Source organism: Streptomyces sp. NPDC054887 (assembly GCF_053610585.1).
Genome location: NZ_JBSGYQ010000037.1, coordinates 34,039 through 59,608, shown reverse-complemented (window position 1 = coordinate 59,608; position 25,570 = coordinate 34,039). Strand labels below are relative to the sequence as shown.

21 protein-coding genes and 1 pseudogene are annotated in these 25,570 nt (G+C 69.3%); 11 read left to right on the top strand and 11 right to left on the bottom strand.

Going from position 1 to position 25,570, the window contains the following annotated elements:
* Nucleotides 1-381: 381 nt before the first annotated feature.
* Complete coding sequence (locus ACWGH0_RS21440; RefSeq protein WP_453405785.1) at nt 382-1,521, bottom strand: PucR family transcriptional regulator; 1,140 nt, start codon at nt 1,519-1,521, stop codon at nt 382-384.
* A gap of 87 nt (nt 1,522-1,608) precedes the next feature.
* Here ACWGH0_RS21440 and ACWGH0_RS21435 point away from each other — a divergent pair, with 87 nt between their 5' ends.
* Together ACWGH0_RS21435 and ACWGH0_RS21430 are read left to right on the top strand one after the other, a co-directional pair.
* The gene (locus ACWGH0_RS21435; RefSeq protein ID WP_453405784.1) at nt 1,609-2,664 is read left to right on the top strand and encodes a ferredoxin reductase; all 1,056 of its coding nucleotides are present in this window, start codon (nt 1,609-1,611) and stop codon (nt 2,662-2,664) included.
* 7 nt (nt 2,665-2,671) lie between these two features.
* Nucleotides 2,672-3,790 (top strand): fatty acid desaturase family protein, encoded by a 1,119-nt coding sequence (locus ACWGH0_RS21430; protein ID WP_453405783.1) that lies wholly within the window; start codon nt 2,672-2,674, stop codon nt 3,788-3,790.
* A 761-nt stretch (nt 3,791-4,551) separates the two neighbouring features.
* Here ACWGH0_RS21430 and ACWGH0_RS21425 read toward each other — a convergent pair.
* The 4 genes and pseudogenes from ACWGH0_RS21425 to ACWGH0_RS21410 form a co-directional block, all read right to left on the bottom strand.
* Nucleotides 4,552-5,196, bottom strand: coding sequence for a hypothetical protein (locus tag ACWGH0_RS21425; RefSeq protein WP_453405782.1), 645 nt, complete (start codon nt 5,194-5,196; stop codon nt 4,552-4,554).
* Between the two features lie 139 nt (nt 5,197-5,335).
* Nucleotides 5,336-5,552, bottom strand: a pseudogene (locus tag ACWGH0_RS21420) (MerR family transcriptional regulator); the annotation flags it as partial.
* Between the two features lie 975 nt (nt 5,553-6,527).
* A complete protein-coding gene (locus ACWGH0_RS21415; protein ID WP_453405781.1) occupies nt 6,528-6,902 on the bottom strand; it encodes a VOC family protein in 375 nt (124 codons plus the stop codon).
* A gap of 371 nt (nt 6,903-7,273) precedes the next feature.
* The gene (locus ACWGH0_RS21410) at nt 7,274-8,143 is read right to left on the bottom strand and encodes an NAD(P)-dependent oxidoreductase (RefSeq protein ID WP_453405780.1); all 870 of its coding nucleotides are present in this window, start codon (nt 8,141-8,143) and stop codon (nt 7,274-7,276) included.
* Nucleotides 8,144-8,259: 116 nt separating this feature from the next.
* Here ACWGH0_RS21410 and ACWGH0_RS21405 point away from each other — a divergent pair, with 116 nt between their 5' ends.
* A complete protein-coding gene (locus tag ACWGH0_RS21405; protein WP_453405779.1) occupies nt 8,260-8,856 on the top strand; it encodes a TetR/AcrR family transcriptional regulator in 597 nt (198 codons plus the stop codon).
* 378 nt (nt 8,857-9,234) lie between these two features.
* On the opposite strand, the gene ACWGH0_RS21400 is transcribed toward ACWGH0_RS21405, so the two are convergent.
* A complete protein-coding gene (locus tag ACWGH0_RS21400) occupies nt 9,235-9,726 on the bottom strand; it encodes a hypothetical protein (RefSeq protein ID WP_453405778.1) in 492 nt (163 codons plus the stop codon).
* 97 nt (nt 9,727-9,823) lie between these two features.
* Nucleotides 9,824-10,339 carry a RipA family octameric membrane protein gene (locus tag ACWGH0_RS21395; RefSeq protein ID WP_453405777.1) on the bottom strand — a complete coding sequence of 172 codons (516 nt, stop codon included), beginning with the start codon at nt 10,337-10,339 and terminating at the stop codon, nt 9,824-9,826.
* 103 nt (nt 10,340-10,442) lie between these two features.
* Between ACWGH0_RS21395 and ACWGH0_RS21390 the strand changes: the two genes are divergently transcribed.
* Both ACWGH0_RS21390 and ACWGH0_RS21385 read left to right on the top strand, forming a co-directional pair.
* Complete coding sequence (locus tag ACWGH0_RS21390) at nt 10,443-12,638, top strand: hypothetical protein (protein WP_453405776.1); 2,196 nt, start codon at nt 10,443-10,445, stop codon at nt 12,636-12,638.
* Nucleotides 12,639-12,649: 11 nt separating this feature from the next.
* Nucleotides 12,650-13,555 (top strand): hypothetical protein, encoded by a 906-nt coding sequence (locus ACWGH0_RS21385; RefSeq protein ID WP_453405775.1) that lies wholly within the window; start codon nt 12,650-12,652, stop codon nt 13,553-13,555.
* A 987-nt stretch (nt 13,556-14,542) separates the two neighbouring features.
* Here ACWGH0_RS21385 and ACWGH0_RS21380 read toward each other — a convergent pair.
* Nucleotides 14,543-15,280: a class I SAM-dependent methyltransferase gene (locus ACWGH0_RS21380; protein WP_453405774.1), complete on the bottom strand. Its 738-nt coding sequence runs from the start codon at nt 15,278-15,280 to the stop codon at nt 14,543-14,545.
* Between the two features lie 450 nt (nt 15,281-15,730).
* Here ACWGH0_RS21380 and ACWGH0_RS21375 point away from each other — a divergent pair, with 450 nt between their 5' ends.
* From ACWGH0_RS21375 to ACWGH0_RS21360, 4 genes are all read left to right on the top strand, one after another.
* Nucleotides 15,731-17,086: an FG-GAP and VCBS repeat-containing protein gene (locus ACWGH0_RS21375; protein WP_453405773.1), complete on the top strand. Its 1,356-nt coding sequence runs from the start codon at nt 15,731-15,733 to the stop codon at nt 17,084-17,086.
* Nucleotides 17,087-17,515: 429 nt separating this feature from the next.
* Entirely contained in the window at nt 17,516-18,280 is a 765-nt protein-coding gene (locus tag ACWGH0_RS21370; RefSeq protein WP_453405772.1) for a MerR family transcriptional regulator, read from the top strand.
* A gap of 343 nt (nt 18,281-18,623) precedes the next feature.
* The gene (locus tag ACWGH0_RS21365; RefSeq protein ID WP_453405771.1) at nt 18,624-19,346 is read left to right on the top strand and encodes a hypothetical protein; all 723 of its coding nucleotides are present in this window, start codon (nt 18,624-18,626) and stop codon (nt 19,344-19,346) included.
* A complete protein-coding gene (locus tag ACWGH0_RS21360) occupies nt 19,333-19,941 on the top strand; it encodes a Fic family protein (protein WP_453405770.1) in 609 nt (202 codons plus the stop codon). Before ACWGH0_RS21365 ends, ACWGH0_RS21360 begins: the two co-directional genes overlap by 14 nt.
* 322 nt (nt 19,942-20,263) lie before the next feature.
* On the opposite strand, the gene ACWGH0_RS21355 is transcribed toward ACWGH0_RS21360, so the two are convergent.
* Complete coding sequence (locus ACWGH0_RS21355; RefSeq protein WP_453405769.1) at nt 20,264-20,782, bottom strand: DUF2716 domain-containing protein; 519 nt, start codon at nt 20,780-20,782, stop codon at nt 20,264-20,266.
* A 304-nt stretch (nt 20,783-21,086) separates the two neighbouring features.
* Between ACWGH0_RS21355 and ACWGH0_RS21350 the strand changes: the two genes are divergently transcribed.
* Nucleotides 21,087-21,995, top strand: coding sequence for a helix-turn-helix domain-containing protein (locus ACWGH0_RS21350; protein WP_453405768.1), 909 nt, complete (start codon nt 21,087-21,089; stop codon nt 21,993-21,995).
* Nucleotides 21,996-22,178: 183 nt separating this feature from the next.
* Here ACWGH0_RS21350 and ACWGH0_RS21345 read toward each other — a convergent pair whose 3' ends face one another.
* The gene (locus ACWGH0_RS21345) at nt 22,179-23,135 is read right to left on the bottom strand and encodes an SMP-30/gluconolactonase/LRE family protein (protein ID WP_453405767.1); all 957 of its coding nucleotides are present in this window, start codon (nt 23,133-23,135) and stop codon (nt 22,179-22,181) included.
* A gap of 110 nt (nt 23,136-23,245) precedes the next feature.
* Between ACWGH0_RS21345 and ACWGH0_RS21340 the strand changes: the two genes are divergently transcribed.
* The gene (locus tag ACWGH0_RS21340; RefSeq protein ID WP_453405766.1) at nt 23,246-23,722 is read left to right on the top strand and encodes an Lrp/AsnC family transcriptional regulator; all 477 of its coding nucleotides are present in this window, start codon (nt 23,246-23,248) and stop codon (nt 23,720-23,722) included.
* Nucleotides 23,723-24,025: 303 nt separating this feature from the next.
* On the opposite strand, the gene ACWGH0_RS21335 is transcribed toward ACWGH0_RS21340, so the two are convergent.
* On the bottom strand, nt 24,026-25,303 hold the full coding sequence (locus ACWGH0_RS21335) for an MFS transporter (protein WP_453405805.1): 1,278 nt from the start codon (nt 25,301-25,303) through the stop codon (nt 24,026-24,028).
* Nucleotides 25,304-25,570 lie beyond the last annotated feature (267 nt).

Sequence of the window (25,570 nt, the reverse complement as noted above, 5' to 3'; positions counted from 1 at the left end):
TGGCCCTCGGCGCGAGCGGCCGGTCCCCCGCCCTTGGTGAACCGGCCTGGCCGCCTCGCCGGTCCCCCGGTGCCGGACGAACCCTCCACGATGACATGAAAGCCGTTTTACGGGCGTAGGCACCCTGATTGCCGACCAGATGCTCGATGAGCGGGCTGGTGAGCATCATCCGCCGGATCCAGTCGAGCCGTATCGGCCACCGCGGCTTTCAGAGACAGCGCCCCCGACGGGCTTCCCGAGGCCTTGTCCGGTCTGCACATCATCCCCCGGTCACAGCTGGCCAATACCGCCCCGGGCCGCATAAGCCACCTGATGGCGCCGAGAACGAGGCACGATTCCCGGACCGCTCGCGGACGCAGTCGTGGACGGTAGGCGCACACGTCAACTGCCCCGAAGGCCGAGCGCCAGCGTCAGTTCAAGGACCCGGTGTGGCGATGCGAGATCCGGGAACAGCTCCCGCAGCTGCGACATCCGGTACCGGACTGTCTGGGGATGGACGAACAACGCCGCCGCCACCTCCTCCCGCCGGCCCTGGTGCAGCAGCCACGCCCGCAAGGTCTCCTCCAGCCGCCGTGCGGTCGCGGCAGGCAAGGTCCGCAAGGGTGCGAGGGCTCGGGCACGCAGGTCTGCGAACGCGTCCGCGTCGGCGCTCAGCACCAGCTCGGGCAGGTGGTCCTCGGTGTCGCGAATGTCGGAGGAGAGGGAGCGCGCGCGTACGGCTCGTGCGTACGAGGCGGACGCACGCGTCCATGGCCGGGCCGGACCGACCACTGCGGTGCGGTCGGTCAGCTGCCGCAGAAGATGTGATCGGTCGGCATCGGGGACGAGCAGCACACCGGTGGCATCCGGCAAGTCGTCGAGGACGAGGGTGCTCGGGTCGAGCGTGCGGTAGGCAGGCCGGGCCTGGTCGGCGGGCAGCAGGACCGCGGTCAGCGAAACCGGGGGCTGCCACCCGGCGCGCTGAGCAGAGGCCAGCAGCACGTCCGGGCTCGCGCCGGTGAGAAGGTCGCGGGCCAGGTGTTCCAGGTGGCGCTCGTGGGCCCTGCCCCGGGCGGCCAGTTCATCAGCGTGGCCCGCGGCACTCGCGGCGGAGAGCTCGTCGATGTAGGCGAAGGTCAGCTCGGCGAACTTGGCGACCTCGGCGGCGGGCAGACCTGCGGGTACGGCACCCGCTGCCAGGCATCGCCAGGCCACGCGGGCTCCGACGCGGTAGGCGCTGAGCAGGGCGTCCATCGAACGTCCGTCGCGCACCTCGCCGCGCCCCAGCTCGTAGGCCGCGTCACCGGCGTCGCCACCTGTGGCGTTGCCGCTCGCGAGGTCCAGGTAGTGCCCCAGGGCGGTGCGGACGGCTCGGCGGATGGTGGCGCCCATGTGGCCTGCAAGGGCGTTGGCGTAGGGAGGGACCTCGTCGATGATCGCCTGGACGACCTCGTCGGCGGTGCTCTTCAGCGCGGCCCGAAGTGCGGTGACCGTCGTCTCGTCCAGGGCCAGTTCGCTGGCCCTCTGGATTGCATGGCTCACGTTTCTATTCCCTGCGAACAATTCTGCCAGCCAGATTTACGTCCTGCGGTCAGGACTTTACGCCTTGCGGCGCAGCAAGCTGGAGTCATGACGAGTACAGCCCTTCGCAGCAGGGCGTGGAAACTGCTGGAGATGGTCACGACGCCGCTACTGCCGTCGGACTACCTCGACCTGGTCAGCCCGCTGCGTGCGGGCGCCGACCTGCGGGGGCGCATCGAGGCCGTGCACCCCGAGACGGGTGACGCCGCGACCATCGTGATCAGACCGGGACGGGGCTGGCGTGGCCACACGGCCGGTCAGTACGTGCAGGTCGGGGTCGACGTCGAGGGGGTGCGCCTGTGGCGTGCCTACTCGCTCACCTCACCGCCCAGCCGCAACGACGGCCGCGTCACGATCACCGTGAAGGCGATCCCGGACGGCAAGGTCAGCAACCACCTGGTCCGCAGAGCGACACCGGGCACGCTGATCCAGCTCGACCAGGCGACCGGTGACTTCGTCCTGCCGCAGGCCAAGCCCGCCAAGGTGCTCTACCTGACGGCCGGCAGCGGCATCACACCCGTCATGGGCATGCTGCGCGCCACCGAACTCGACGACGTCGTCATGGTCCACTGCGCGCCCCAGCAGCACGACGTGATCTTCCGTAACGAACTGCACGACCTGGCCGCGGACAAGAAGCTGCAGCTCACCGAGGTGCACACCGACACGGACGGCATGCTCGACATCACCCGTCTCGACGAACTCGTGCCCGACTGGGCCGAGCGCGAGACCTGGGCCTGCGGGCCCGCGGGCCTGCTCGACGCCGCCGAGGAGCACTGGACGAAGCACGGCGTCCAGGAGCGCCTGCACACCGAGCGCTTCCGCCCCAGCATCGTCGTCGCCGGCGACGGCGGCGAAGTCACGTTCAGCGCCACCGGCAAGACCGTCGACGCCGACGGCGCAACGCCGTTGCTAGACGTCGGCGAAGAGGCCGGCGTGCTCATGCCCTCCGGGTGCCGCATGGGCATCTGCTTCGGCTGCGTCACGCCGCTCAAGACGGGCGCCGTCCGCGACCTGCGCACCGGCGAGATCACCGAGGCCGAGCCGGGCGTCCTCATCCAGACCTGCGTGTCCGCCGCGGCGGGCCCCTGCGACATCGAACGGTAGGAACACCTTGACCGCCATCGACCCCACAGCCCACCTGAGCGCGGAGCAGATCGAGGAGCTCGGCCGCGAGCTGGACGCGATCCGCGACGAGGTGATCGCCGACCGCGGCGAGAAAGACGCCGCCTACATCCGGAAGGTCATCTCGGCGCAGCGCAAGCTCGAGCTGGCCAGCAGGGGCGTACTGCTGTTCTCGATCTTCCCGCCCGCGTGGCTGATCGGCACCGCTGGTCTGTCCGTGGCGAAGATCATGGACAACATGGAGATCGGCCACAACATCCTGCACGGCCAGTGGGACTGGATGCGGGACCCGAAGATCCACTCCACCACCTGGGAGTGGGACCACGTCTCGCCGGCCGACCAGTGGAAGCACTCGCACAACGAGCTGCACCACACGTACACCAACGTGATCGGCAAGGACAACGACCTCGGCTACGGCATCATGCGCGTCGACGAGGACCAGCGCTGGCACCCGTTCCACCTCGGCCAGCCGCTGTGGAACTTCCTCAACGCCTGCTTCTTCGAGTACGGCATCGCAGCGTACGACCTGGAGCTCGGCAAGAACCTGAGCAAGCGCCGCCGCAAGAACCCGGAGTTCCGCGCCCGGGCCAGGGCCGTGGGCCGCAAGATCCGCAAGCAGGTGCTCAAGGACTACGTGATCCATCCGCTGCTGTCGGGCCCGTCGTTCCTCCCCACGCTCGCCGCCACATTCACCGCGAACCTGGTCCGCAACATCTGGACTCACTCGGTGATCATGTGCGGGCACTTCCCCGAGGGCGTGCAGGTCTTCGAGCGCCGGTCGATCAGGGGCGAGACGCGCGGCCAGTGGTACCTGCGCCAGATGATGGGCTCGGCGAACATCAGCGGCAGCAAGGCCATGCACTTCATGACCGGCAACCTCTCCCACCAGATCGAGCACCACCTGTTCCCGGACCTGCCGAGCAACCGGTACGCCGAGGTCGCGGTGAAGGTGCGCGCACTGTTCGAGAAGTACGAGCTGGAGTACGTCACCGGGCCGCTGCCCAAGCAGGTGTTCTCCGCGTGGCACAAGGTCTTCCGGCTCTCGCTGCCGAACAAGAAGCCCAAGGTCAGGACGCCGGACCGCGAGCAGGAACTCGTCGCGGCCTGATCCCCGTTGAATGGTGCAGAACCTTCCCGGTAATGGTGCAGATCTTTCGGCCCTACCGGCGGCACCGCCGCTATAAGCGAGACTGCGGACGATGGGCGGTCGCCACATGAGACCGTCAGACACGGAATTCGGGGCAGCTCAGCGTCCGGCTGCGCTGCCCTGACGTGCGCCAAAAGCTCAGCACAAAGCCCTCGGCGAGGCGTTGTAGTGCTGACCTGCCGTGGTCGAACCGGTACAGGAGCGGCATGCCCGGAAGTTGGCGGAGGCGAAGCTCGTCGCGCACATGGAACACATCGCCGACCTCCAGGGGTGCAGGCGCACCGGCTTTCCCGCCCGCTTGGGTTCGATCTTCCACGACAACTGGGCGTGCGCAGCCACCCGGCGGCACCGCTCCCCTGCTGTTCAAGCTCGCGGATCGTCGCCCCAGTCCGCTCCATCTGGCACACCTGGTACTCCCCCAGGGCAACGGGCAGGGCTGCGGCCACAAATCAGTGGTCGTCAGTAACCTGCTGCCGCTCGCCTGTTCTGCGGGTACGCCGCTACGCCGCCCTGCCGGCGGCCGCCCGGCCGCGACGTCCTCGGCGCTCATCGTTCGGCCTGGACCTGGCCGTTCTGCAGAGTCCGCACCGTTTCACGCGACAGCGGGTCGAAGTCGTAGGCGACAACCCCCGTGCCGTCGGAACGCTGCTTGAGGTTGCCGTCGCCGTCGTAGGTGTAAGTGACCGCGGCAGAGTTCGAGCTGTCGACCGCAGGCCGGGGCCTCAGGCGGTGAACGGGTCGGTGCGGCCGGGCAACTGCTGCCCCGGGCGCAGGAACCGCCGACCGCCCTGTTCGTCGCGCACCTCGAGGAACCCGGCGGCCGTCAGCCGCTGTGCGATCTTCCTGCGGCGGATCGCGCCCACCTTGTACGCCACGGTGCAGAGCAGCGCGACCGTCCCGCCGGAGGCGACCGCTTCGACCGGCGATTTATCGATAAGCAGGAGGACGGTCAGGACAGCGCAGGCGAGGTAGCACAGCACCTTCTCTCTCCGGTTGGCTACGTACAGGGCCATGACGTCGAAGGTGACGAGGTCCTTCAGCACGGCCACGGCAGCGACCGCTTCGGGGAGCGGCTTCAGCGAGCCCTGCTCCAGCCCCGGCACGCTGCCGCCGTTGCCCGCCTGCGGATGGGCGGCGATGGTGGCCGCCTCGCGGACGCGCGCGTCGGGTTGCGGGTCCCTGTACATCCGGACCTGGACGAGCGAGTTCTTGAACCCGGTCCTGTGTGCCATGCCGTACGTGTAGCCGTACTGCTCCGCCACGTGCGCCAAGGCGGCCGCCTTCGGCGTGGTGCCCTGCGGGGCGATCTCGATGATGTCCTGCTGACGGGCGATCTGCTGGAGCATCCCCGCTATGTGACGTTCCACGGACATCCTGTTCCCCGCCCCCTGGGACCCCGAGCCTGGGGCCGAACGGCGCACAGCCTAGTAGCGCTGGTTCATGTTCTGCACGCCAGGCCTTCGACATCGGAGACGTCCGGCCAGGTTCGCACCCGCGGAACTGTCGACGGTCGACGAGCTCCCGGGCCCGGGCGGCGATACGCAGCTGGTATCGGGAGTAACGGCGGTGACCACCCTCTGAGCGCAACGGGGTGATGAGGCGGGCGTCTCCGATGGCTCGGAGGAAGCCCTGGGTGGTGCCGAGCATGTCGGCGGCGCGGCCTGTGGGGTAGGCGGGGGTAGTCATCGTCGTCAAGACGGCCATACGAGTCGTCTGCGGTCATCGCACCTTGCTGCAGAGAACATGCTGGAGGGGCCCTGGCGCCAATGGCACCAGGGCCCCGAAGGAACTGCTACACCATCTGCCGGCCCTGATACTGCGCCGGCCTTCTGTTTCCGCGTGCCCGACCTGGTTGCTGTCGGGGGTGCGGGGATCGCGGTTGCTTGACCGGAGACCACCTCACTATCGGATGTCCTGCGGTACCCGGGCTCAATGACCTCCGCCCGGGCGATCCTGATGGCGCCTCGTTCCTCCGCTCTTCCCTCTGGGATCAACTACTTACCAAACGGGTACTGCACTACTGCGTACTGCTGTTGATGCGAACTGCTCAGCGGCCTGTCTCAGCGCCACTCTTCGGCAGCCAGCCCCGTCGCCCGTCTTGCGTGTGCTCTGGCTTAGAACCCCACTGCCGAACTTCCCGGTGCGCGCGCCCGCAGCCGACGCCTTCACCGAGGTACCGCTCACTGACTTCACTGCTGGGTACTGCGAACTGCACTTGCGGGTACTGCCACCGCGTCAACTGCGGTACTGCCAACGGCGGCCCCTGATCACCGCGGGCCACCCGGTCCAGTCGTCAGTCCCGTCGCCGTCCTGCAATCACTGGCTTCGACACTCCACCACCGCACCGCCCTGCGAACTGCCACTGCGGTACTGCTCCCCGGCAGTTCATCTCTGCCAGGCCCTTCGGTCTCTCTGCGTTACGAGAGAAACCATAACCACACCACCACCCAATGTCTACTCCGACGAGCACAGATTTCTGTTCGCGGGAGGAAGAGGTACTTCGCCTGGCGGCCCTCAGACGATCCTGACCGCTCCAGCCCCGACCCGACCAGCCACCAATCGGGGGACAGGCCCGCGACACTGACACCCGAGCGCATCGAGCAGCTGTCCGCGATGGGATGCGCTGGGCGCATAGGCGCAAGAACGAGCAGTCATCAGCGTGAAGGTACGGAGGTGCCGCCCCGGCGCCAATGGAAGTTCAGGCGCCTGGCAGGAAGAGGCAGAACAGGTGACCGTGGGGGTCACGCAGGACCCGTACGCCCTTTTGAGGCTGGTACTCCTCCATCGTGGCGCCCAGGGCGCAGGCACGCTCGGTCTCCGCATCCAAGTCGTCGACCTGCAGGTCCACATGCGCCTGCATCTGCTGAGCACCTGGGCGTTGTGGCCACACCGGGGGCGTGTGGTCGGCTTCCAGCTGGAAACTCAAGCCGGGGCGCTCCTGTTCCGGGGCCCGCAGCCGGACCCACTCAGGCTCCCGCTCGACCTCCTCCCAGCCCAGCAGAGCGCGGTAGAAGTCGGCCAGCGCGGGCGGATCAGGGGTACCGAGAACAAATGCACCAAGCATCACCGTCATGCCCCCACCCTGCCCCAGCGGCTCACCCCCATGCCTGCGTAGGCACACCCACAGACCAGCTCCGGTCCACGTGCCAGGAGCACGCTGGCCGGCGGAGCGGCTCCGCACGCGCTCCCCAGCCCGGCGCCCGGAACAAGAAGCGCCTACGAGGGCAGACAGCTAACCGATAGCAGCTGAAGGCCCGGGCGGTGGCCGGTGGCGGCCCGGGCGCGCACCTTGATCTCCGAAAGCAGCACGTCGACCGGCTCCGAGCGGCACTTACGAGGCGGCTGGTTCGCCACGGAAGGCGCCGACCGGGAGGCCGCGATCCTGCAGGGCAGCTCAGCCGCTCCATACGACAGCAGCTGTTGGGCCGGGCCTGACAGCTCCGGTCAGGCCGGCTTGCGGAGCAGTTCCACCAGGCTGCTGAAACTGTCCGCGCCTCGGCCTGCCTCCGCGGCCCGGCGGAAAGCGTCCAGGACCGCTTGCGGGAACGCCGTGTCCACACCCGCGTCGGCGTTCGTGTGGACGACGTGCTCCATGCTCGCCATGCCCATGGAGATGCGGTCCACGTCGCCCGCGTGGTTCCCGGCGTCGACCCGGGGCGTGTAGAAGTCGATGAACTCGCGCATGCCCGCGTAGTTGTCGGCCGCGTACGGAGCGATTTGTGAGGCGGTAATGCCGTGCGCGCCCGCGAGGGCGACCGCCTGCCAGTACGCGAGCATCGCGGGCCAGAAGATGACCATGTTCAGCTGGTACATCAGGGCGGCAAGGCCCGGGTCCTCGCCCCGGTAGTCCGTTCTGCCGGTGATGACCTCCAGGTCCGCGCGGTGCTTCTCGTACGCCTCGCGCGGGCCGCTGTAGAAGGTCGACATGTCCGGGCTGCCGATGCCCGGCGGCGCGGACAGGACGCCGCCCGTCAGATGCGTGCCGCCGAGCCCGGCCACCCAGCGGGCCGCCGCGCGCGCCTTCTCCGGCACGTCCGAGCTGAGGTTTACAAGGACTCGGCCCTCGACGGCCTGCTCCGCCCCCTCGAACGCCACGTACATCGCCCCGTAGTCGATCAAACTCAGTAGCACCAACTCGTTGGCGCGCAGGGCCTCTGCGGGACTCGCTGCCAGTGTGGCGCCACGTGCCACGAGCGCGTCGGCGCGGGACGGGGTGCGATTCCAGACCGTGACCTCGTAGCCCCGGTCCAGGTACGCGGCGGCCATCGCCTGCCCCATGGGGCCGAGACCGATGACGGTAACGGATTGCGACATGAGTGCCTCCAGAGATATATGGAGCGACTAAAACGAGCGCTCTATTTAGCACTGCTGGGAAACGTAGCACAGGCCTAGAACGAACGCTCTACTTAGAAGGTGGGTAGAGTGACCGCATGGCTCAGAAGTCCGCCGTCGCCGCGACGGCCAGCACCCGCGAGCGGATCGTCACCGTCGCTGCACAGCTCATCCAGCGCCAGGGATACGTGGGCACCGGCATCAAACAGATCGCCACGGAGGCGGATGCCACCCTGGGCTCCGTCTACCACTTCTTCCCCGGCGGTAAGGAAGCCGTCGCCGTGGCCGCGATCAAGCACGGCGACGAACAGTTCGCGGCGCTGTTGCGCACGGTCCTTGCCGGCCAGGACGACCCCGCCAAGGCCGTCGAGGCCTGCGCCGTTGAACTCGCCGTCGGCCTGCGCGAGTCCGGCTGGACGGACGGTTGCCCCCTCACCGCCGCCGCCCTGGAGACCCTCGGCACCAACTCCGAGATCCAGCAGGTGTGCGCCGAGGCCCTGCGCAGCTGGGAGCACATCGTCGCCGAAAAACTCCGCGCCTGCGGGTTCACCGACCAGGACGCACGCGAGGTGGCCACCACCGTCATCAGCGCACTGGAGGGCGCCGAGGTCACAGCGCAGGTCAACCGCAGTGAGGAGCCGCTGAGGGCCGCGGGCCGGCAACTGGCGCGACTGGTGGGCACCTACGCCGGCTGAACACAGGCGAGACACATACCGACGTCCGACGTTCTCGAACCGCCGAAGGGCTGGAACCGCCGTACGGTTCCCCGCCCTTCGAGGGACGCCGTACGGGAGTCAGGCGCGCCCTCGCTCCTCCAGGCACGGAACGAGCACCGCGCCCTTCAACGCCATCACACCTGTCGGCAGCCGACCCTCATACCCTCCAAGGGGCGGGGGGCCGCGAGCACGCCGAGAGAAACGTCACCAGATCGAAGGGCGCGTTGTCCACTGCCGGCGTGTGGGTGTCACCGTCCCGCCCAGGGATGTGAGCCCGTACGGCGCTGCCAGTCCACTGCCCGGCACAACCTCCAGGTGTACGGGTGCACCGGCCCGGAACCGTGACGCGCGGGGATGTCAGGCGCCGGCCCTGCGCGCGCCGGGGGGCCATACGACGTCGACGGTCAGACCGGCCGAGCGGGCCGCGGCCACGGTGTCCGCCGTACCGCCGCCCCGGCCGGTGGGAGCGCTGCCGTCCCAGACGGCCAGCAGGCGATCAGCGCCCCGGAGCAGGTGGTGGTTGGCCGCTTCATAGGCCGCGCGTCCCGCGTGCGTGTACGGCATGATCACCACCTCGTCGGCGGCGTCGCGCAGTGCGTCGAACGTGACGCGGTCCGCCGGCTCGACCACCGCGTCCCGGTAGTCGCGGGACGGGATGATCACCGACAGCCGGCCCCCGAGGGCCAGGACCTCCTCGGCGAAGAGGCTGTCAGCGCCGCGGGCCAGACACGAACGCCCCACGAGCGCGTCGCCGCGCAGACCCACCAGCAGGTCGCGCAGGGCCGTGCGTACCGGCCCCTCCGCCTCGGCGGTCAGGTCCATGTGACCGGTGACGGCGACCGTGACCACGTGGCGATCCCCTTTCGACCCGGGCGAGGTGGCCGTCACTCTATCCCGGTGTGCGATGGCGGCGCGCTGATCGCGCGGTGCGCAGCGTCCGCGGGTTTCACGCAGCGACGGCGGCCGTGAATCCCAGAACGTAGGCCCCGGCGAAGAGCAGCGGAATCCACCGCTCGACCCGGTTCAGCGGCAGGTAGACCCGCCAGTCCCGGCCCTCGCCGAGCGCGCGCCATTCGGCGGCCACGAAGGTGCGGGCCGGCAGCCGTTCCTCCAGCGCTCCGATCACCGCGAACTTGCCCCGGTTCAACTGGTGGTAGGAGCGGACGGTGAACCACCAGGTGACACACGTGCCCAACAGGACGAGCAGGGCCGCGAGGGCGAGGACGACGGGCACCTCGCGGTGGGGATCCTGGGTCAGCCATGCTCCGAGGAAGGCGAGCAGGGCCGTGTGGAGGGTCAGGAAGAAGGTGTTGGCGAGGTTGCGCCGGGCGCTGACCCGGTCGGCCATCTCCACGCACAACTTGTACTGCTCGAAGATCGCGGCGTGGTACGCGGCCTTCGCGTCGCGGTAGCCCTCCGTGCCGACGCCGTCGTTCCACAGCGATTCACCGATGTCGGCCATGGCGGCATCTCCCCGTAGTCGTCAGGTCGGCCAAGCCTAACGGAGCGCTTCCGTGCTTTGATCGTAGGCCGGGCACAACGGCCGCTGCTGGAAGGTGAGTTGGATGACGGGGAGTGAACCGCCGGCCGACGACATGAAGGCCATGCTGTCGATCCCGCCGGAGAAGTTACGCAGGCATCCCCGGCTGCTGTACGTACAGCGCGCCGGCGAAGCGGCCGCCAAGGCGCTGGGCTACGCGCGGGGCGGGCTGCGGGGCGGGGGCGTGCGGACGTACGACGACATCGCACACCGCTACGGGTGCGCCTGCCCACAGGTTCCGTACGTCGGCGTGGAGACCCTGGCGGGCCTGGCGGTGAGTGAGCGGCGGAGGCAGCGGGCAGGGCTGCCCCCCGACGTGGCCCGGCTCGCCGGGCAGCACGACTTCCTGGCCCACCGGCACCTCGTCATTCCTGACGGCCAGGTCCGCGTCGGAATCGAGCGGGGGCTGCTGTACGCCATGGCGGAACCCGGAGGCGAGGTCATCGGCAGATTTCCCCTGGCGGTTCCTCACCCCATGCTGGAAGAGGCAGCCGGGCCGCAGGACATACGCCCCCAGCCCACCATGTCGGTCAGACGGCAACTGGCGGAGTCGCGCTGGCTGCCGCTGCACGAACTCATCGCGTACGCCCGCTTCCCGCGGATGCGTGAGGTGGAATCCACCCTGGCCCGCGGAGTCTTCCCCGGCCGGCATCATGTGTTCGTCTCGCACCGCTGGCTCGGTGTCGATCAGCCCGACCCGGACGGCACCCAGGCGCGACTGGTCGCGTGGCACCTGTTCGACTCGCTGTGCGAGGCGGTCCGAGTCGCCCACCGGCGCGGACTGCGCATCCCTCGCCGGGTGGCTCCCGCCGCGATGCACATGCCGGTCGGCCCGGCCGGTTCGGATCTCGCCGAGTGCCTGCTGGTCGGAGTACTGAGGGAAACGCTGGACGACACGTCACTCCTGCCGGTGGCCGGGGAGGTGGACCGGGTCGGGGTGGAAGCGGTCGAGTCGGGGGCGGCGCAGGCGTCCGCCGATGTGGGCCTGCGGCGCCTGCGTGCCCTGCTCGACGACATGCCCTCACTGCGGCCGCTGCTGGAGCGGATCCACCTCTGGTACGACTTCAGCTGCATGCCGCAGACTCCACGCTCCCCCGAGGAAGACGCGCTGTTCCAGCGGACCCTCAAGTCGCTGTCCCTGCTGCAGTTCGCCGGGCGCACCCTGGTGCTGCTGGACGATGTCGCCGACTACCTGGGCCGGGCCTGGTGCAGTCTGGAGGCGGCGACCTCGTTGGTAAGCACGGTGGGCGGGCGCCCCGACGTACTGCACACCGGCGGATCGGCACGGCCCTCCGGCCCCTCCACGGACGCCGAATCGCTGCGCAGCCTCGTTCAGGACCGTCAGCTCGTCATCTGGCGCGGGCTGCTGGACACCGAAGTGTTCCGGCTGCAGACACGTGAGGAGTGCGTGCGCCGGCTGGGACTGTCCATGGCCGAGGCGGGCGACCTCCCTTACCTCTACAACAGCCTGCTCTCCTTCGCCGTGCCGAACGGCCGCATGAGCCGGCAGGCCCTCGTCACAGGCGTGGTTCCGCTGCCAGACATGGGAGAGCGGAGAGTTCTGATTCCGGCGCCGGACTACCAGGGGACGCAGCCGGTCGACGGTGAGCGGCCCGTCCGCGTGATCGGCTCCCTCGACGGGTGGGACGGCCTGAACCTCCGTGCGTACGTCCAGAACGGACGCCCCGACGCCGGGCCTCCCGATGTGGCGCCGTATTGGCGCGTCCCCCGATCCGAAGCCGCGAGGCCCGCGCAGACCTGCCACGTCGCGGTCGTGGCCGAGTGCGAGGGGGAGGCCGTACTGATCTCGTCCTGGGCGCGACGACACCGGGCGGAGCTGGAGAAGTCGCTGGGGGTGAGGGTCGTCTCGGGGAGCTGGACCGCGGTGGACCCCGTCCCCGTGGGGCACCTGCCGTACGGGCGCCTGCTGGCGCGGCCGGTTCGCGCCGATGTGTGGGTGCTGGTGGGCAAGTCGGGGCTGCTGGCGCACGACGTGGGCCAGGCCCTGTGCCGCGTGGTGTTCGAGGCCCGCCTGGCGGCCGTCACCGTGTCCCTGGACCGGACCGGCGAGAACGTGGAACAGATCGTCGGTGACGTGGCGCCCGGCGCGCCACACAGCGCCCTCCTGTCCGGGTGGAGCACCGGGCACGAGCACCCGGCAGGACTGCTCTACATGCACTTGTACCGCCATCTACTGCAGTGGGGGGCTCCTGTCCAGTGAAGGTGCCGCACGTGGGAAGTTTCATCGACGGGGAGCTGGGCCGTGTGCTGCGTGCCCTCAGCACGGCCGACCGGACCGGGAACGACGCCGAGTTCCGCGCGCTGTGCCGCGAGCACGCCGCCGAACTCGACGCCCGCAGTGACGAATGGCTACGGGTGCCCGAGGAGCTTCGAGAGCACTTCCGCCGAAACATGAACGCCATGCGGGCGTACCCGCTGACGCTGCAGCGGCTCGCGCGTGAGCTGGACGGGCTGGGCCGTCCCGCCGCACTGCGACGGCTGTCGGGTGCCGACCGGCCGGGCAATTTCCTGGAGAGGCTCCACGAGGCGGACGTCCTCGCCGAAGACGGGGAGTACGAGGCCGCCGACGCGCTGCTCCGCGAAGAACTCAGCCCGGGGGCGGCCGACGACGCCTCGGTTTCAGCCATTCACTCCCGGCTAGCCACGCACGCTGCCCTGCGGGACGAACTCGACGCGGCCGTGGAGCACGCCCGCCGTGCGCACGAGCTGGCACTGCGCGCGGGCGGCCGGAACGTGGCGAGCGCCGCGGCGGTCCTGGACGCCCTGCTCACCGCCCGTGAACTGCGGCGCGCCACGCCCGACGGATGCCGGCTCGGCGCCTGCCGGGACGCCCTGACGCACGCGCAGCAGCTCAGCGACCGCGCCTTGTTCACCGCAAGCAATGACGTGCTGCTGCGGTTGCTCGACGACCTGGACCCACTCCCCGACGAGGCGTCCGCCCGCCGTTTCATGGGCAAACTCTGCGGTCTGATGGGGCTGAACCACTACCACGCGGGCGAACGCGACGAGGCCAGGGCCTGGACGCGCAAAGCCTTGCGGGAGTGCCGGCGAACCGGCGACCGCACCGGCGAAGAGGTCTACACGGCCAACTTGAAGGAGATCGACCGCAGGCGGTAGTCGGCACCTGCGCAGGTGAGCACTCGCAGACGTTCCGCCGCGAGTGGTGAGGTCGGCCGACGTACGCGTCCCAGCCGCCGCACCGGCGGTTGCGCGGGGCGCCGCGGTTGCTCAGGCGAGGTCGGCCGTCAGGGCGAGGGCAGTCGGCGCCGAGGACGATGCCGTGGCGAGCGTTCCGCGGAATGCGCACACAGCAGGGGAAGCCGGCCTCGGGCAGCTGTCCGCTCCCCCGCCTTGTGGTTCGCGGGTGTTCGCGGGTTGCGACCCTCAAAGCCGTGTAGGCAAGCCGATCAGGGACACAGTTACGGGCGGCGCTTCATTGTCGCCACTTGGGCCCCTCTCGGTGAGGGCACCCAAGTGCCGCTCCCGGCCAGGCCCTGGCAAGCAGGCCGGGAGCGGCAACCTCAACGGCCGCAGCCGCATCCCCCTCTCGCTCCAACGCGTCGACGTCCATGTCCCGGCCGCCCCGGTCACGCGCGGCGCCCAACGGGCACCTGTGCCGGCATCCGCCCTCAAAGGTGCGGGGACATCCCTGGCGATGATGCGCCAGGGCACGGCTCCGGCTCCGGTGACAGGGACTTCGCATCGCCCTCCGCACGCCGGCCGACCGGATCCGGGCCGACGCGCAAGGCCGTACGCGGCGAGGGAGCTGGGCGGCAGGCCGAAGCTGAGTGGAGCCTCTGCTATCTCGAGAACGTCGCCAGCAGGCTGACCGACGGGGCGGGCCTGCTATGGGCCGGAGGTGCCGATGCGTACGGCCTGGGGGCCGTGGGTGCTTTTGCGGTTGCCGGTTTGCGGGTCGATGCGGAAGATCCCGCTGGCTCCTTCGATGACGTTGGTGGGTCTGTTCCCAAAGGCCGGTCGGGGCCCTTCGACCCTGGCCTCTTGCCCGGCGACCGGCCCATCGGGCTCCGGCGAACTTCCGTACAAGCGACCAAGTTCGGCACACCGTTCACAGCCTGGCTGGAGTATCCAGCTGGCGGAGTATCACGCCTTGAGGGCGATGAGGCGATACAAGGGGTCCGGGCGTGGCGCGTCCTGGTCCGGCAGTTCAGAGAGCCGTCGGCTGACCTCAGCGACCTGATCCGGGGCAGGAGACGTGCACCAGGGTATGCGCCCTGCCTCGATCACCTTCCGCCAGTAACGCGGGCTGCGGCCCTGCCCAGTTCCTGGAAACACGGCTTCGCCAACGAGCCCCAGGCCGTACTCGGCCGCCCAGTCCAGCACCTGGGAGGCGCGATCAGGGACACCGGGCGCGTGCCGGCGTCGCAGCTGTGCTGTGATCTGGGCTATGTCGCTGTCCTGGACAAAGTAGGCGTTGTCCTTGTCGACGGTAGTGATCAGGACCCCTCCGGGCCGCAGCACCCTGGCCGCCTCGGCCAGCACCGCAGCAGGTGCTGACAAGAGGTGCAGCAGCCAGACGATCACGACAGCGTCCACACTGTCCGATGCAAGAGGAAGCCGCATGGCATCGCCCCGTACCACGCCTCCCGGGACCCGCTGGGCAGCCAGCCCAAGCATCCCGGGCGAGCAGTCGATACCCAGCACCGTGCGCTCACGCCGCAGCAGTCTCCTGGTCACGATGCCCGTGCCGCACGCGATGTCCACAAGCGTGCAGGGACCTTGCGGCAGCAACTGCTCCAAAGCATCCGCCGACGCCTGCGCTCGCGGTTCGCCGCCTCGGGATGTGTCGTAGTCTCGGGCCTCGCCGTCGTAGTCGATCACTTGTGATCCCGTCCGTGCGCCACCCGGCGCACCTACCGCACAGGCTGATCAGGACAGTGCTCGAGGCCACATCATAAAGAACCGGATGACGTGCTGGGGGCGTCCGGCCGCATGGAACAAAGCCGGTGCCTGCCGGGCGGCTCCGGTCCGACCGGGTCATGCGACGACCAACACCACCGCGCGTCTACGATCCGAAAGGCGGGCGCCTGCCCAAGAACAGCGGCGAGTTCGCCTTCACCTTTTACCCGTACAACCTTTCGGCTCCACTCCTGGTCTCCTGTTGGCCGAGCCCACACATCACCGGGGTCAACTGCCAAACTGCCGATGGCACGGCGCTCCCGCGCACCACCGGCCATGCACCCCGCTTCGTCGACCAGATCGCCGTCTTACCCCGCTTGCCTCCGCCCTTTCACTCTCGCCGCCCCTCGACTCACAAGGAACCCCAACACCATGCGCATCCGCACAACGGCCACGCTCGCCGCCTTCCTGGTGGCGGGCCTCGTCCCCCTCACGCTGCCCGCCGCGATAGCGAGCGCCGCGCCCGCGAAGCACGGCGACGACTTCAACGGTGACGGCCACCGCGACTACGCGTACTCGAGCTTCAGCGCCCAAGGGGGCGGTGGCGTCACCGTGGTTTTCGGGACCGCCTCCGGGCCCGGCTCCACACAGCAGCGGATCACGCAGGCGAGCCCCGGCGTGCCCGGCGCCGACGAGGCCGACGACATGTTCGGCGAGGTACGGGCCGCCGCGGACTTCGACGGCGACGGATACGGCGACCTCGCGGTGGCGGCGACCGGCGAGAACAGCTTCCAGGGCGCCGTGACACTCCTGTGGGGCTCCGCCTCGGGCCTGTCCAAGGGCACGGCTCTCCCGAACAAGAACCCGGGCCGCCACAACTACATGGGCAAGGACCTGGCGACCGGCGACTTCAACGGGGACGGCAAGCAGGACCTGGCCGTCATCAACGAATCCATGACCTACGTCTACCGCGGCCCGCTCACGCGCTCCGGCACCACCGGCAGCGTGACCAAGCTCGACAAGACGACGTCCTTCTACGCCTCGGCCCTGATCTCCGGCAAGGTCAACGGCGACCAGAAGGCCGACCTCGCGATCATCGGCGACGTGGTCAGCCCCGAAAGCATCGCGTCCGACGCCTGGTTCATCAAGGGTGGCGCGAGCGCGCTCACCCCGGGCAAGAGCCTGCGCCTGGAGTACCAGTCCGGCAACGGCGGCAGCTCCGAGCGCGGCGGCGACGGCGTCATCGCCGACTTCAACAAGGACGGCTACGGCGACATCGCCATCGGCACATCCCTCTACTCGAAGCAGCAGGGCCGCGTCAGCGTCTGGTACGGCTCGTCCGGCGGCCCGTCCCGAAGCACCCTCCTCACGCAGTCGACGAGTGGCGTCGCCGGCTCCGCCGAAAACTACGACAGGTTCGGCTCATCCGTCTCGGCGGGCGACGTCAACGGCGACGGCTACGCGGATCTCGCGGTCGGCGTGCCGGGCGAGAACATCGACGGCCGGGACTACGCGGGCGGCGTGCACGTCTTCAAGGGGCGGGCGAGCGGCCTGTCCGGCGCCGGTTCCCAGTGGTTTGCCCGCAACACCCCCGGCGTTCCCGGCCCGCTGACGGCCGACGACCAGTTCGGTGGCCTCGTACGGCTGCGCGACGCGAACCGTGACGGAACAGCCGACCTGTACGTGAGCGCCGTCAACTCTCTGCGGCTGCCCGGCTCAGCCGGCGGCATCACCACGACAGGCGCAGCGGAATACAACGCGGCGCCCATCGACAGCTTCCTGGAGTAACCCCCGGGGTCTCTCCGGTCGACCAAGCGGCTGCCCCATGGGGCTGTTCACGGGGGCGTCGAGGCGCTCGTCGCGTGGTTCGGACTCCGCGGACGGCAGCCACGCGGGCGCCGACGCGCCGCCCGTACGACGCGACGACCGTATCCGAGCTCCAACCGTCCGCATCGGCTGACTCGTCACAGAGCAGCCCACACCGGTCTTCCCGTAACCGACTCGCAGACATACCTGCACCTCACTGGGCTCCAGTTCACCCCCGCCGGTCTCTCCCTCCCGGTCGTGATCGACGCCCCCTGGTTGTCGCCGTCGCGCCGCGTCCTCCGGACGGCGCGCAGTGCGTAACAGGGCTTCGGGCTTGTGCTTTCCGTTGCGGCAACTTCTACGGTCATGTGTGTGGCCGGAGAGACCGGCCCGGCGAGGGAGGCACCGGCAATGGCCTGGTCGATCGCGGAGGTGGCGCGGATGTCCATGGTGACATCGCGGACGCTGCGGCACTACGACGAGATCGGCCTGCTGCCGCCCGCATGGATAGGAAGCAACGGGCACCGCTACTACGAAGAGGCTGATCTGCTGCGGTTGCAGCAGATCCTGCTGATGCGGGAGCTGGGCCTGGGGCTGCGCGAGATCCAGGCGGTCCTGGACAGCCGGCTCGACCAGGTGGCCGTGCTCCGTGAGCACCGCCAACGGCTGCTCGCAGAACGGGACCGGCTGGAGACGCTGGCCCGTACGGTCGGCCGCACCATCGCCGAACTGGAAGAAGGTAGGGGCAACGACCGTATGACAAAGATCAACAAACCGGAGAACCTGTTCGAAGGGTTCCAGGCCCCCTCCGAGGCCGAGGCCGAGGTACGGGAGCGGTGGCCGCAGGCGTGGGAGCAGTCCCGGCAGGCCGTCGAGGGGATGACGTCCGAGGACATGGAGCGCTGGCAGCGTGAGGTGACGGCGCAGATGATCCGAATGGCGGAGTTCATGGTGGCCGGCACGCCGGTGTCCGACCCTGCGGTACAGGCCGAGGTGGACGCCAACTATCAGGGCATCTGCCGGTTCTGGACCCCGACCGCGGCCGCGTACAAGGGAGTGGGCCAGACCTATGTCGACGACCCGCATATGCGGGCCAACTTCGACAAGATCGCCGACGGCCTCGCCGTCTACCAGCGCGATGCGATGACCGTATACGCCGACGCCCGACTGAGCTGACCGCTCGCCGCTGAGGTGATCAGGCCGGGTGCGCGGGTGGCCGCCCACCCGGCCGAGGTACGCGGACGCGCGAAAGGACCGGGCCGCTGGGCGGTGGCTTACGGAGGCCGGGTGCGGCGAGCACTGCGTAGGTGAGGTTCCAGGCGGCTGGCGTCTGCGTCAGGTCGTCAGGAGAGTCGGTCGCTCCAAGCTTCTGGACGCATGGCCGCATCGGAGTGCGGCCCGGAAAACCCTTCGCGCACTTAGGTCTTGGAGCCGAGACTGGTGGGTCGATCACATCGGACAGGAAGAGTGGCCTGCGCTGACGTACAACCGTGACACCCTGCCCTTTCCCGAGAACCGTGTGCCCCCCATCACCTACGAGGGCATTCGAAACTGGGATGAACTCGATCCGGCGCGGCACCCGTTCGCCTGGGACGAGGATGAGGAAGCCCGCCTGTGTTCGCTGGTTCATGAGTGGGTGCCACCCGTGCTCTCGGGTATGAACGGCTGGTGGCAGGGCGAACGCTGGTGTGAAAGCCAGATCGGCGCGATCATCAGGGAGCGATACGGCAACTGGGCCTGGGGATGGAACTGGTGCTACCGCGATGGTGGGCCCATCGGCAGCTGGGTCAGCGGCGCAAGCTCTGTGACGACTCCTGACGAAACCGCGGCTCGCGTCGTAGCAGCGCTGTTGGAGTGGCGGGCGTGGCTGGAGCGGACGGCGCAGCGCTTCGCCGAGCTGGCGCCGCCGTCGGACGCCTCACCCGAAGATCGCAGCTGGCACCTGGAGCGGGCCTGCGTCCGGCTCGTGACGCACGCGCTGGACTCGGGAGCGGAGGGTGGCTGGCACGGGCAGGCCTCGATGGTGCTGGGCTGGTTCCTCACCACCACCGGCCTGGACCAGGCCGAAGCCGGGCGCGTAGTGGAGAGCGCGATCGGCGGCCGGTTCGAGAGCTGGGTCACCCCTGGACGAACGCTGATCGAATCCGTCGGCGAGGACCTCGCCGTCGGCCTCACCGGCCGCGCTCCCTACCGGGACCACCGCGAGAGGGCGGCCCTGGAGGACCTCCATGACCGCTACTGACAGCCTTTCGGTCTGGCTACGCGTGCGCGATCAAGCCGACTGGCAACACGCACCAGCCCTGCGGCGGCTTACGCCTGCGCGCGACGGGTTCCGGACTTGGTGCGAAGGGCCGGTGCGCCGGCGCGACCCCGATCGCGCCGAGCGTCTGCTCACCGCCCACACCTTGGCCCGAGCCGATGCCGTACGCCGCACCCCGCTCAACTTCGCCCTGCTGGCCGACTGGCAACGCGAGGTCCTCGGTGAAGCCGAGGCACCATTCCGCGCGAACGACGCCTATGCAAAGGCCGGCCGCGAGCGCTACGGCCTGACCCCACGCACGCAGAGCGACTTCGCTTCCTGTCTGCACGAGGCGACCGACCCAGACATCCCGCTGGCCGCCCGCGCGGCCCGCGCATACCTCGACGTCGCGTTCTTCCACCCCTTCACCGATGGCAATGCCCGCGCTGCCTTGTTGACCCTGGTCCACGTCCTGGCCCGGGAGAACATCGTCCTGCCTGAGGTCGGTCCCCTCCAGACCACCCGCTACGCGGATGACCCGGCGGGCGCCGCCGGCCTTGCCACTCTCATCGGGGTACTCAACCGCCGCCGCTCTTGAAGCGTTCGGGCGAGGGCGTCCTCAGGGCTCGGACCTTGTCCTGGAGTGCTCATGCGACTCTTCGGATGTCCGGCCCGGCACATGCTGGGTGCCGGGCCGCTGAGAGTAAAGCGGCGATGCCGCGGACGCGGGGGGCGCGTTCGGGGCCGTGGGCAACGGCACGGTTCCTGATGTGGCAGCCGGCGGTCGGCGGGGGCCAGTTCGAGGCCGCCGCCAAGATGGCCGTTCGCCCCCGTACTCGCCCCGCCGTATCTCCCCGAGCAGGTAACCACCGGCAGCGTCCGTGCCCGGCTCGCCGCCGACATCGGCAGCCCATCCGGACTCAGGCCAGGCGCGCTGCCTTGCCGGACCTGCGGATCGGTGAGCCAAGGACCTTGTCGAGCTCCGCTGATGCGGCGTTGAGGAGGTCCTCACCGAACAGGCAGAGGGACTCTTCCCAGGGGTGCCCGAAGGTGCCGTGGCGGAAGTCTTCCGTGAGGTAGATGTAGTAATCGCCATCGGGGTACGGGCTGAGAGGCCAAGCCGGCTGCCCAGGACCGCCGACCTCCTGCGGTGCGAAGCGGTACGCCGTGTGCTGCCAGTCGAGCGCGAGCAGCGTTCCCCTGGGGCCGACGCAGGAGGCCAGCCCCTGCTTGACCACCACGGTCATGCGGTCCAGGCGTTCGTAGCCCGGATCGTCGTCGAGCGCGGTGAGGCGCCACGTGACGGACGCCAAGGGCTCGTTGATGGCCGGCCACTTGAACGAACTCATGCTCGGCTGGAAGTCGAAGTCCTCGTAGAAGCGGTCCCAGACGTGCCGGTACTCAGCCTCTGGCAGCGCGGCCACGGGATCCCCATTCATGCCGTGATCCTATCGAGTCGCCTGAACCCCGTGGGGGCCCACGATGCTTGCAGGGACCTGACCCCCTGACCCGCGGCTGTTCTCCAGTTGCAGTGATCGGCCGGCCAGGGAACGGAACTTCAGGATTGCTGCAGCTGCCTCTTCCGATGCGAGCAGGTTGCGGGGCTGATCGAAGGCGATGTGGCGCATCCTGCCGGCGTTCGGGGTGGTGAGAAAGCGCGAACGGAGCTCTGGAGGACCTTCGGGATGATGTCGCACTGAAGCACTTGAGTCTCCAGCCGCCGGAGGGTCCAGGATCGTGCTCATGGACGACGAACGCTCCGACATGCTCACCATTGGTCGGCTCGCGCATCGCACCGGACTTCCGGTGCGCACCTTGCGCTTCTGGTCGGACCGCGGGGCGGTGCCGCCTGTGGCCCGCTCCGCAGGCGGCTACCGGTTGTACGACGCCGAGTCCGTGGCCCGCGTCGAGCTGGTCCGCACCCTGCGGGAGCTCGGCCTCGGGCTCGACGACGTGTGCCGCGTTCTGAGCGGCCGCACCACAGTCGCCGAGGTCGCCGACGTGCATGTGGCCGCGCTCGACGCGCAGATCCGCTCACTCAAGGTGAGCCGGGCCGTCCTGGCCACCGTGGCCGAACGGGGTTCGACCGTTGAGGAGACAGCACTGATGAACCGGTTGGCGCGGCTTTCTGCCGCCGAACGCAAGCAAATCATCGACGAGTTCAAGCAGGAGGTGTTCGGCGGCCTCGACGACCCGCGCCTGCGCGAGCGTATAAGCGCCTACACCATCGAACTGCCCGACGATCCCACACCTTCGCAGGTCGACGCCTGGATCGAACTGGCCGAACTGGTGCGAGACCCTGATTTCCGCGGCCAGTTGCGCACATGGATGGAGCTCAACACACCCCTACCGGGGCAGGGCCGTCCCCCCGGGGCGTCCATCTGGTGGGCCAGGCACATCGTGCAGGCCGTCACACAGCTCAGAGATGACGGGGTCGCTCCCGAGGGGCCGGCAGCGGCCGAGGTGCTGTGTCAGCTGTTCGGCAAGACCGACCGGGGCGCCGTACTGCGCAGCCTGGAAGCCGGGATCGAGGCAGGAGCCGAGCACTACCGCACACTCGTCGCCCGTGTACGCGGGCAGGACGCGTCACCCGACGCGAGCGACGAACTGCAATGGCTGGCACGGGCCCTACGCGCCGCGGAACACACCTGACCTGACGCCCGCCCCGGCACGGCACGGGGCACGCCACGGCAGAGCGCACATGCGCATTGAGCTGCTCGCTCAAGGTGACGGTCTTCTCCGAGCGGGGGTGAACACCCCGTCGCCCAGCGGATGCAGGAACAAGGGTGTGTCTCTTCGACGTCTTCGCCCGCCTCTGTCCTTCGGCCGAGTGCCTCAGCGCGCCGGACCGAGCCAGGGCCTGCGCCCAGGTCCTGCCGGGTGTGTCCCCGTGACGCCCATGACCAGTGAGTAGAGGCTGGTCTCCGCCGCGATGAACAGACGGTTGCGCTTTGCGGCACCCCAGGAGATGTTGGCCACCGCCTCCGGCACGTTCAACCGCCCGATCAGTGTGCCGTCAGGGTCGTAACAGTGCACGCCGTCCGCCATCGCGGCGGCCCAGAGCCGGCCGTCTTCGTCGAAGCGGAGGTTGTCGAAGCGGGCCGCCGCACGGGCTCCGGCCGCCGCGAAGACGCTGCCGTCCGACAGTGTGCCGTCGTCCCGCACGTCGAAGACCCGGATGAATCCCGCCCGGGTGTCGGAGACGTACAACTGCCGTTCGTCGGGCGAGAAGACAAGACCGTTCGGCGCACCGAAGCCATCGGCTACCAGGCTGACCCGGCCGGTGGCGGGGTCGATGCGGTACACGTTGTTGGAGCCGATCTCGCCCTCCGCCCGGTAGCCCTCGTAGTCGCTGGTGATTCCGAAGTCGGGGTCGGAGAACCAGATCGAACCGTCGGACTTCACCGTCGCGTCGTTCGGGCTGTTCAGGCGCTTTCCCTGCCAGCGGTCGGCCAGCACGGTTATGGTGCCGTCGTGCTCGGTACGCGTCACCCGGCGGTTTCCCTGCTCGCAGGTGATGAGTCGGCCCTCGAGGTCCAGAGTGTTGCCATTCGTGTGCCCGGCGGAGCGGCGGAAGACGCTGACGGCGCCCGTCTCCTCGTCCCAGCGCAGCATCCGGTCGTTGGGAATGTCGCTCCAGATCAGCTGCCGCCAGGCGGGCAGGTAGACCGGCCCTTCGGCCCAGCGGCAGCCGGTGTACAGGACCTCGAGGCCCTCGTCACCGTTCATGCATCGTCCGGTACGGAACCGGTCGTCAAAGCTCTCGTACAGCTCGGGGCGTTCATCGGGCATCGGATGTCCTTCCGTCCAACGAATGACGAGCATGGCGAATGTCGTTCAGTTCCTAGATGACATTGCAGGATGACGTACTGTCTTTACAAGGCCATGCAGAACGGAGAGTCGTGGATCACATCGACCGAATCCTGCTGACAGAGCTTCAGCAGGACGCCACTCAGTCCTACGCCGCGCTCGGACGGGCCGTCGGCCTGTCCGCCGGCGCCGCCCACGAGCGGATCAGGAAACTGCGGGAACGGGGCGTCATCCGCCGCACGATGGCCGAGGTGGACCCAGCGGCGGTGGGGTGCGGCGTACTCGCGTACGTGATGGTCGAGTCGTCGGCGTGGATGGGAGATTCGGCGGAAAGCTTCGCCGCACTCACCGAGGTCGTGGAGGCGCACGTCATCGCGGGCAGCGCGTCGGTGCTGTTGAAGGTCAGGACCGCGACCACCGAGCAGCTCCAGGACGTACTGCGCAGGATCTACGCGATCGACGGCGTCAGCGGAACGCAGGCGACGGTCGTCCTGGAGACCTTCTTCGAACGCCCGGTCTCCGCAAGCCAGCCCGATCCGACGGACGTCGCCCCGCAGGGTGCCGACTAGGCAGTTTCCCCCTGCGGATCAGAGCTCCTTGCGTCACTGATGAGTCGCAGAACCGACGCAGCAGACTCCGCGTTCTTGGTTCAGCGCGATTGGCTGCATTACGTCCGCAGGAGCAGCCGCACTCCTCGGACTGGCTGGGCACATGCAGCAACCCCCGGGCCGTACGCACCGCATGGCGCGCGGATTTCACCCTTGGCGCGCTCGCCGTCGCGGCCACCTTCCGGGTCACGACAACCGGGCAAGCCATCGGCCCGGACACACTGATCGGCTGTGTGGCACGTTTCGTCTCCGGTCCCGCCCCGACTACGTCGACCTGGTGCGCGGAGTCTTCCGGGCCGCGACGATGGCCACAGGCGCAGCCGCGAAGGCGAGGCCGGCGCACAGGACGGCGAGGATCGGGTAGCTGGTGACGGCGACGACGATGCCGGAGGCCAGGCCGCCGATGGCGCCCGCGACGGCGATGGCGACGTCGACCAGTCCCTGAACCTTGGCGCGGGTGGCCAGGGGCGTGCTGTTGGTGACGATCGCGGTGCCGGTGACAAGGCCGAAGCTCCAGCCGACGCCGAGCAGGACCAGGGCAAGGGTGATCGCAGCGAAGGAGTGGCCGGGCGCGAGGGCGGCGACCGCTCCTGCGGTGAGCAGTGTGCCGGCCGTCGCCACGCTCATCGCAGTGGCGCCGAATCGGTCGACGAGGCGACCGGCCAGCGGTGACGGCAGGTACATAGAGCCCGTGTGCAGGGCGATGACCAGGCCGGAAGCGGCGGTTCCGAAGCCGTGGGCGTGCATGTGGATGGGGGTCATGGTCATCACGGCGACCATGACGAGCTGGCTGACGGCGAGCACCACGACGCCGATGAGCAGCCCGGGGCCGGTCCGGGAGGGGGAGTCCGCGGGTGTGCCTTGGTCCGAGGCCACGGGCAGGGTGCGGGCGAGCACCAGTGGATCCGGGCGCAGCCATACGAGGAGGGTGAGCGCGGCCAGCGTGAACGCGGCCGTGGAGAGGAGGAACAGGCCGGTCAGCTCGGGCAGATTGAGTGCGGTCGCGAGGTGCCCGGCGGGAGTGGCGAGCAGAGGTCCGGCGATGCCGCCGGCGGTGGTGGCGACGATGACGGTGGAGGTGGCGCGAGCGCGTTGACGGGGTGCGGCGAGATCGACTCCTGCGTACCGGGCTTGGAGGTTGGACGTGGTTCCGGCGCCGTAGAGGAACAGGGAGACGAGCAGCAGTGCGGGGTTGCCGAGTGAGGCCGCGACGACGACACCGGCACCGCCGACGGCGCCGGTGAGATATCCGGCGGCCAGCCCCGGGCGGCGGCCGTGGTGCTGGGAGACGCGTCCGATGATGATGGCGGCGACGGCGGAGCCCGCGGTGAGCAGGGCGATGGGCAGTCCGGACAGTGAGGTGCTGTGGAGCATCTGCCCGGCCAGCAGCCCGGCGACGGTGACACCGGCAGCGAGGCCGACACCGCTGAGGACCTGGGAGGCGAGCAGCACGGTCAGAGTGCGCTTCTGCACTGCGGACAGGGCGGGTGCGGGAGCGGCGGTGGTCGGGGTGCGGGGGGAAGTGAGGGGCGGGTTGGCCATGTGGTGCGACTTTCGGGAGGCCGTGGTCGGTGGTACCGGGCGCAGGGCGTGGTCAAGAGCAAGGACGGGGCAGGGCTGCCCCCGGCGGCCAGGGGAGAGCACCGGCTTCCCGGTGAACGCGCGTGGGGTCAGCAGGTCGAGGAAGGTTCTGAGCGGGCGGCCGGAGTGGGCGGCCCTGCACATGGTGGTGGCCACGACGAGGGCGTCGTCCTGGGCAACCAGGTTCACTGCGCGGGGCGAGGGAGCTTCGGGGGCGTCGTCGGTGCG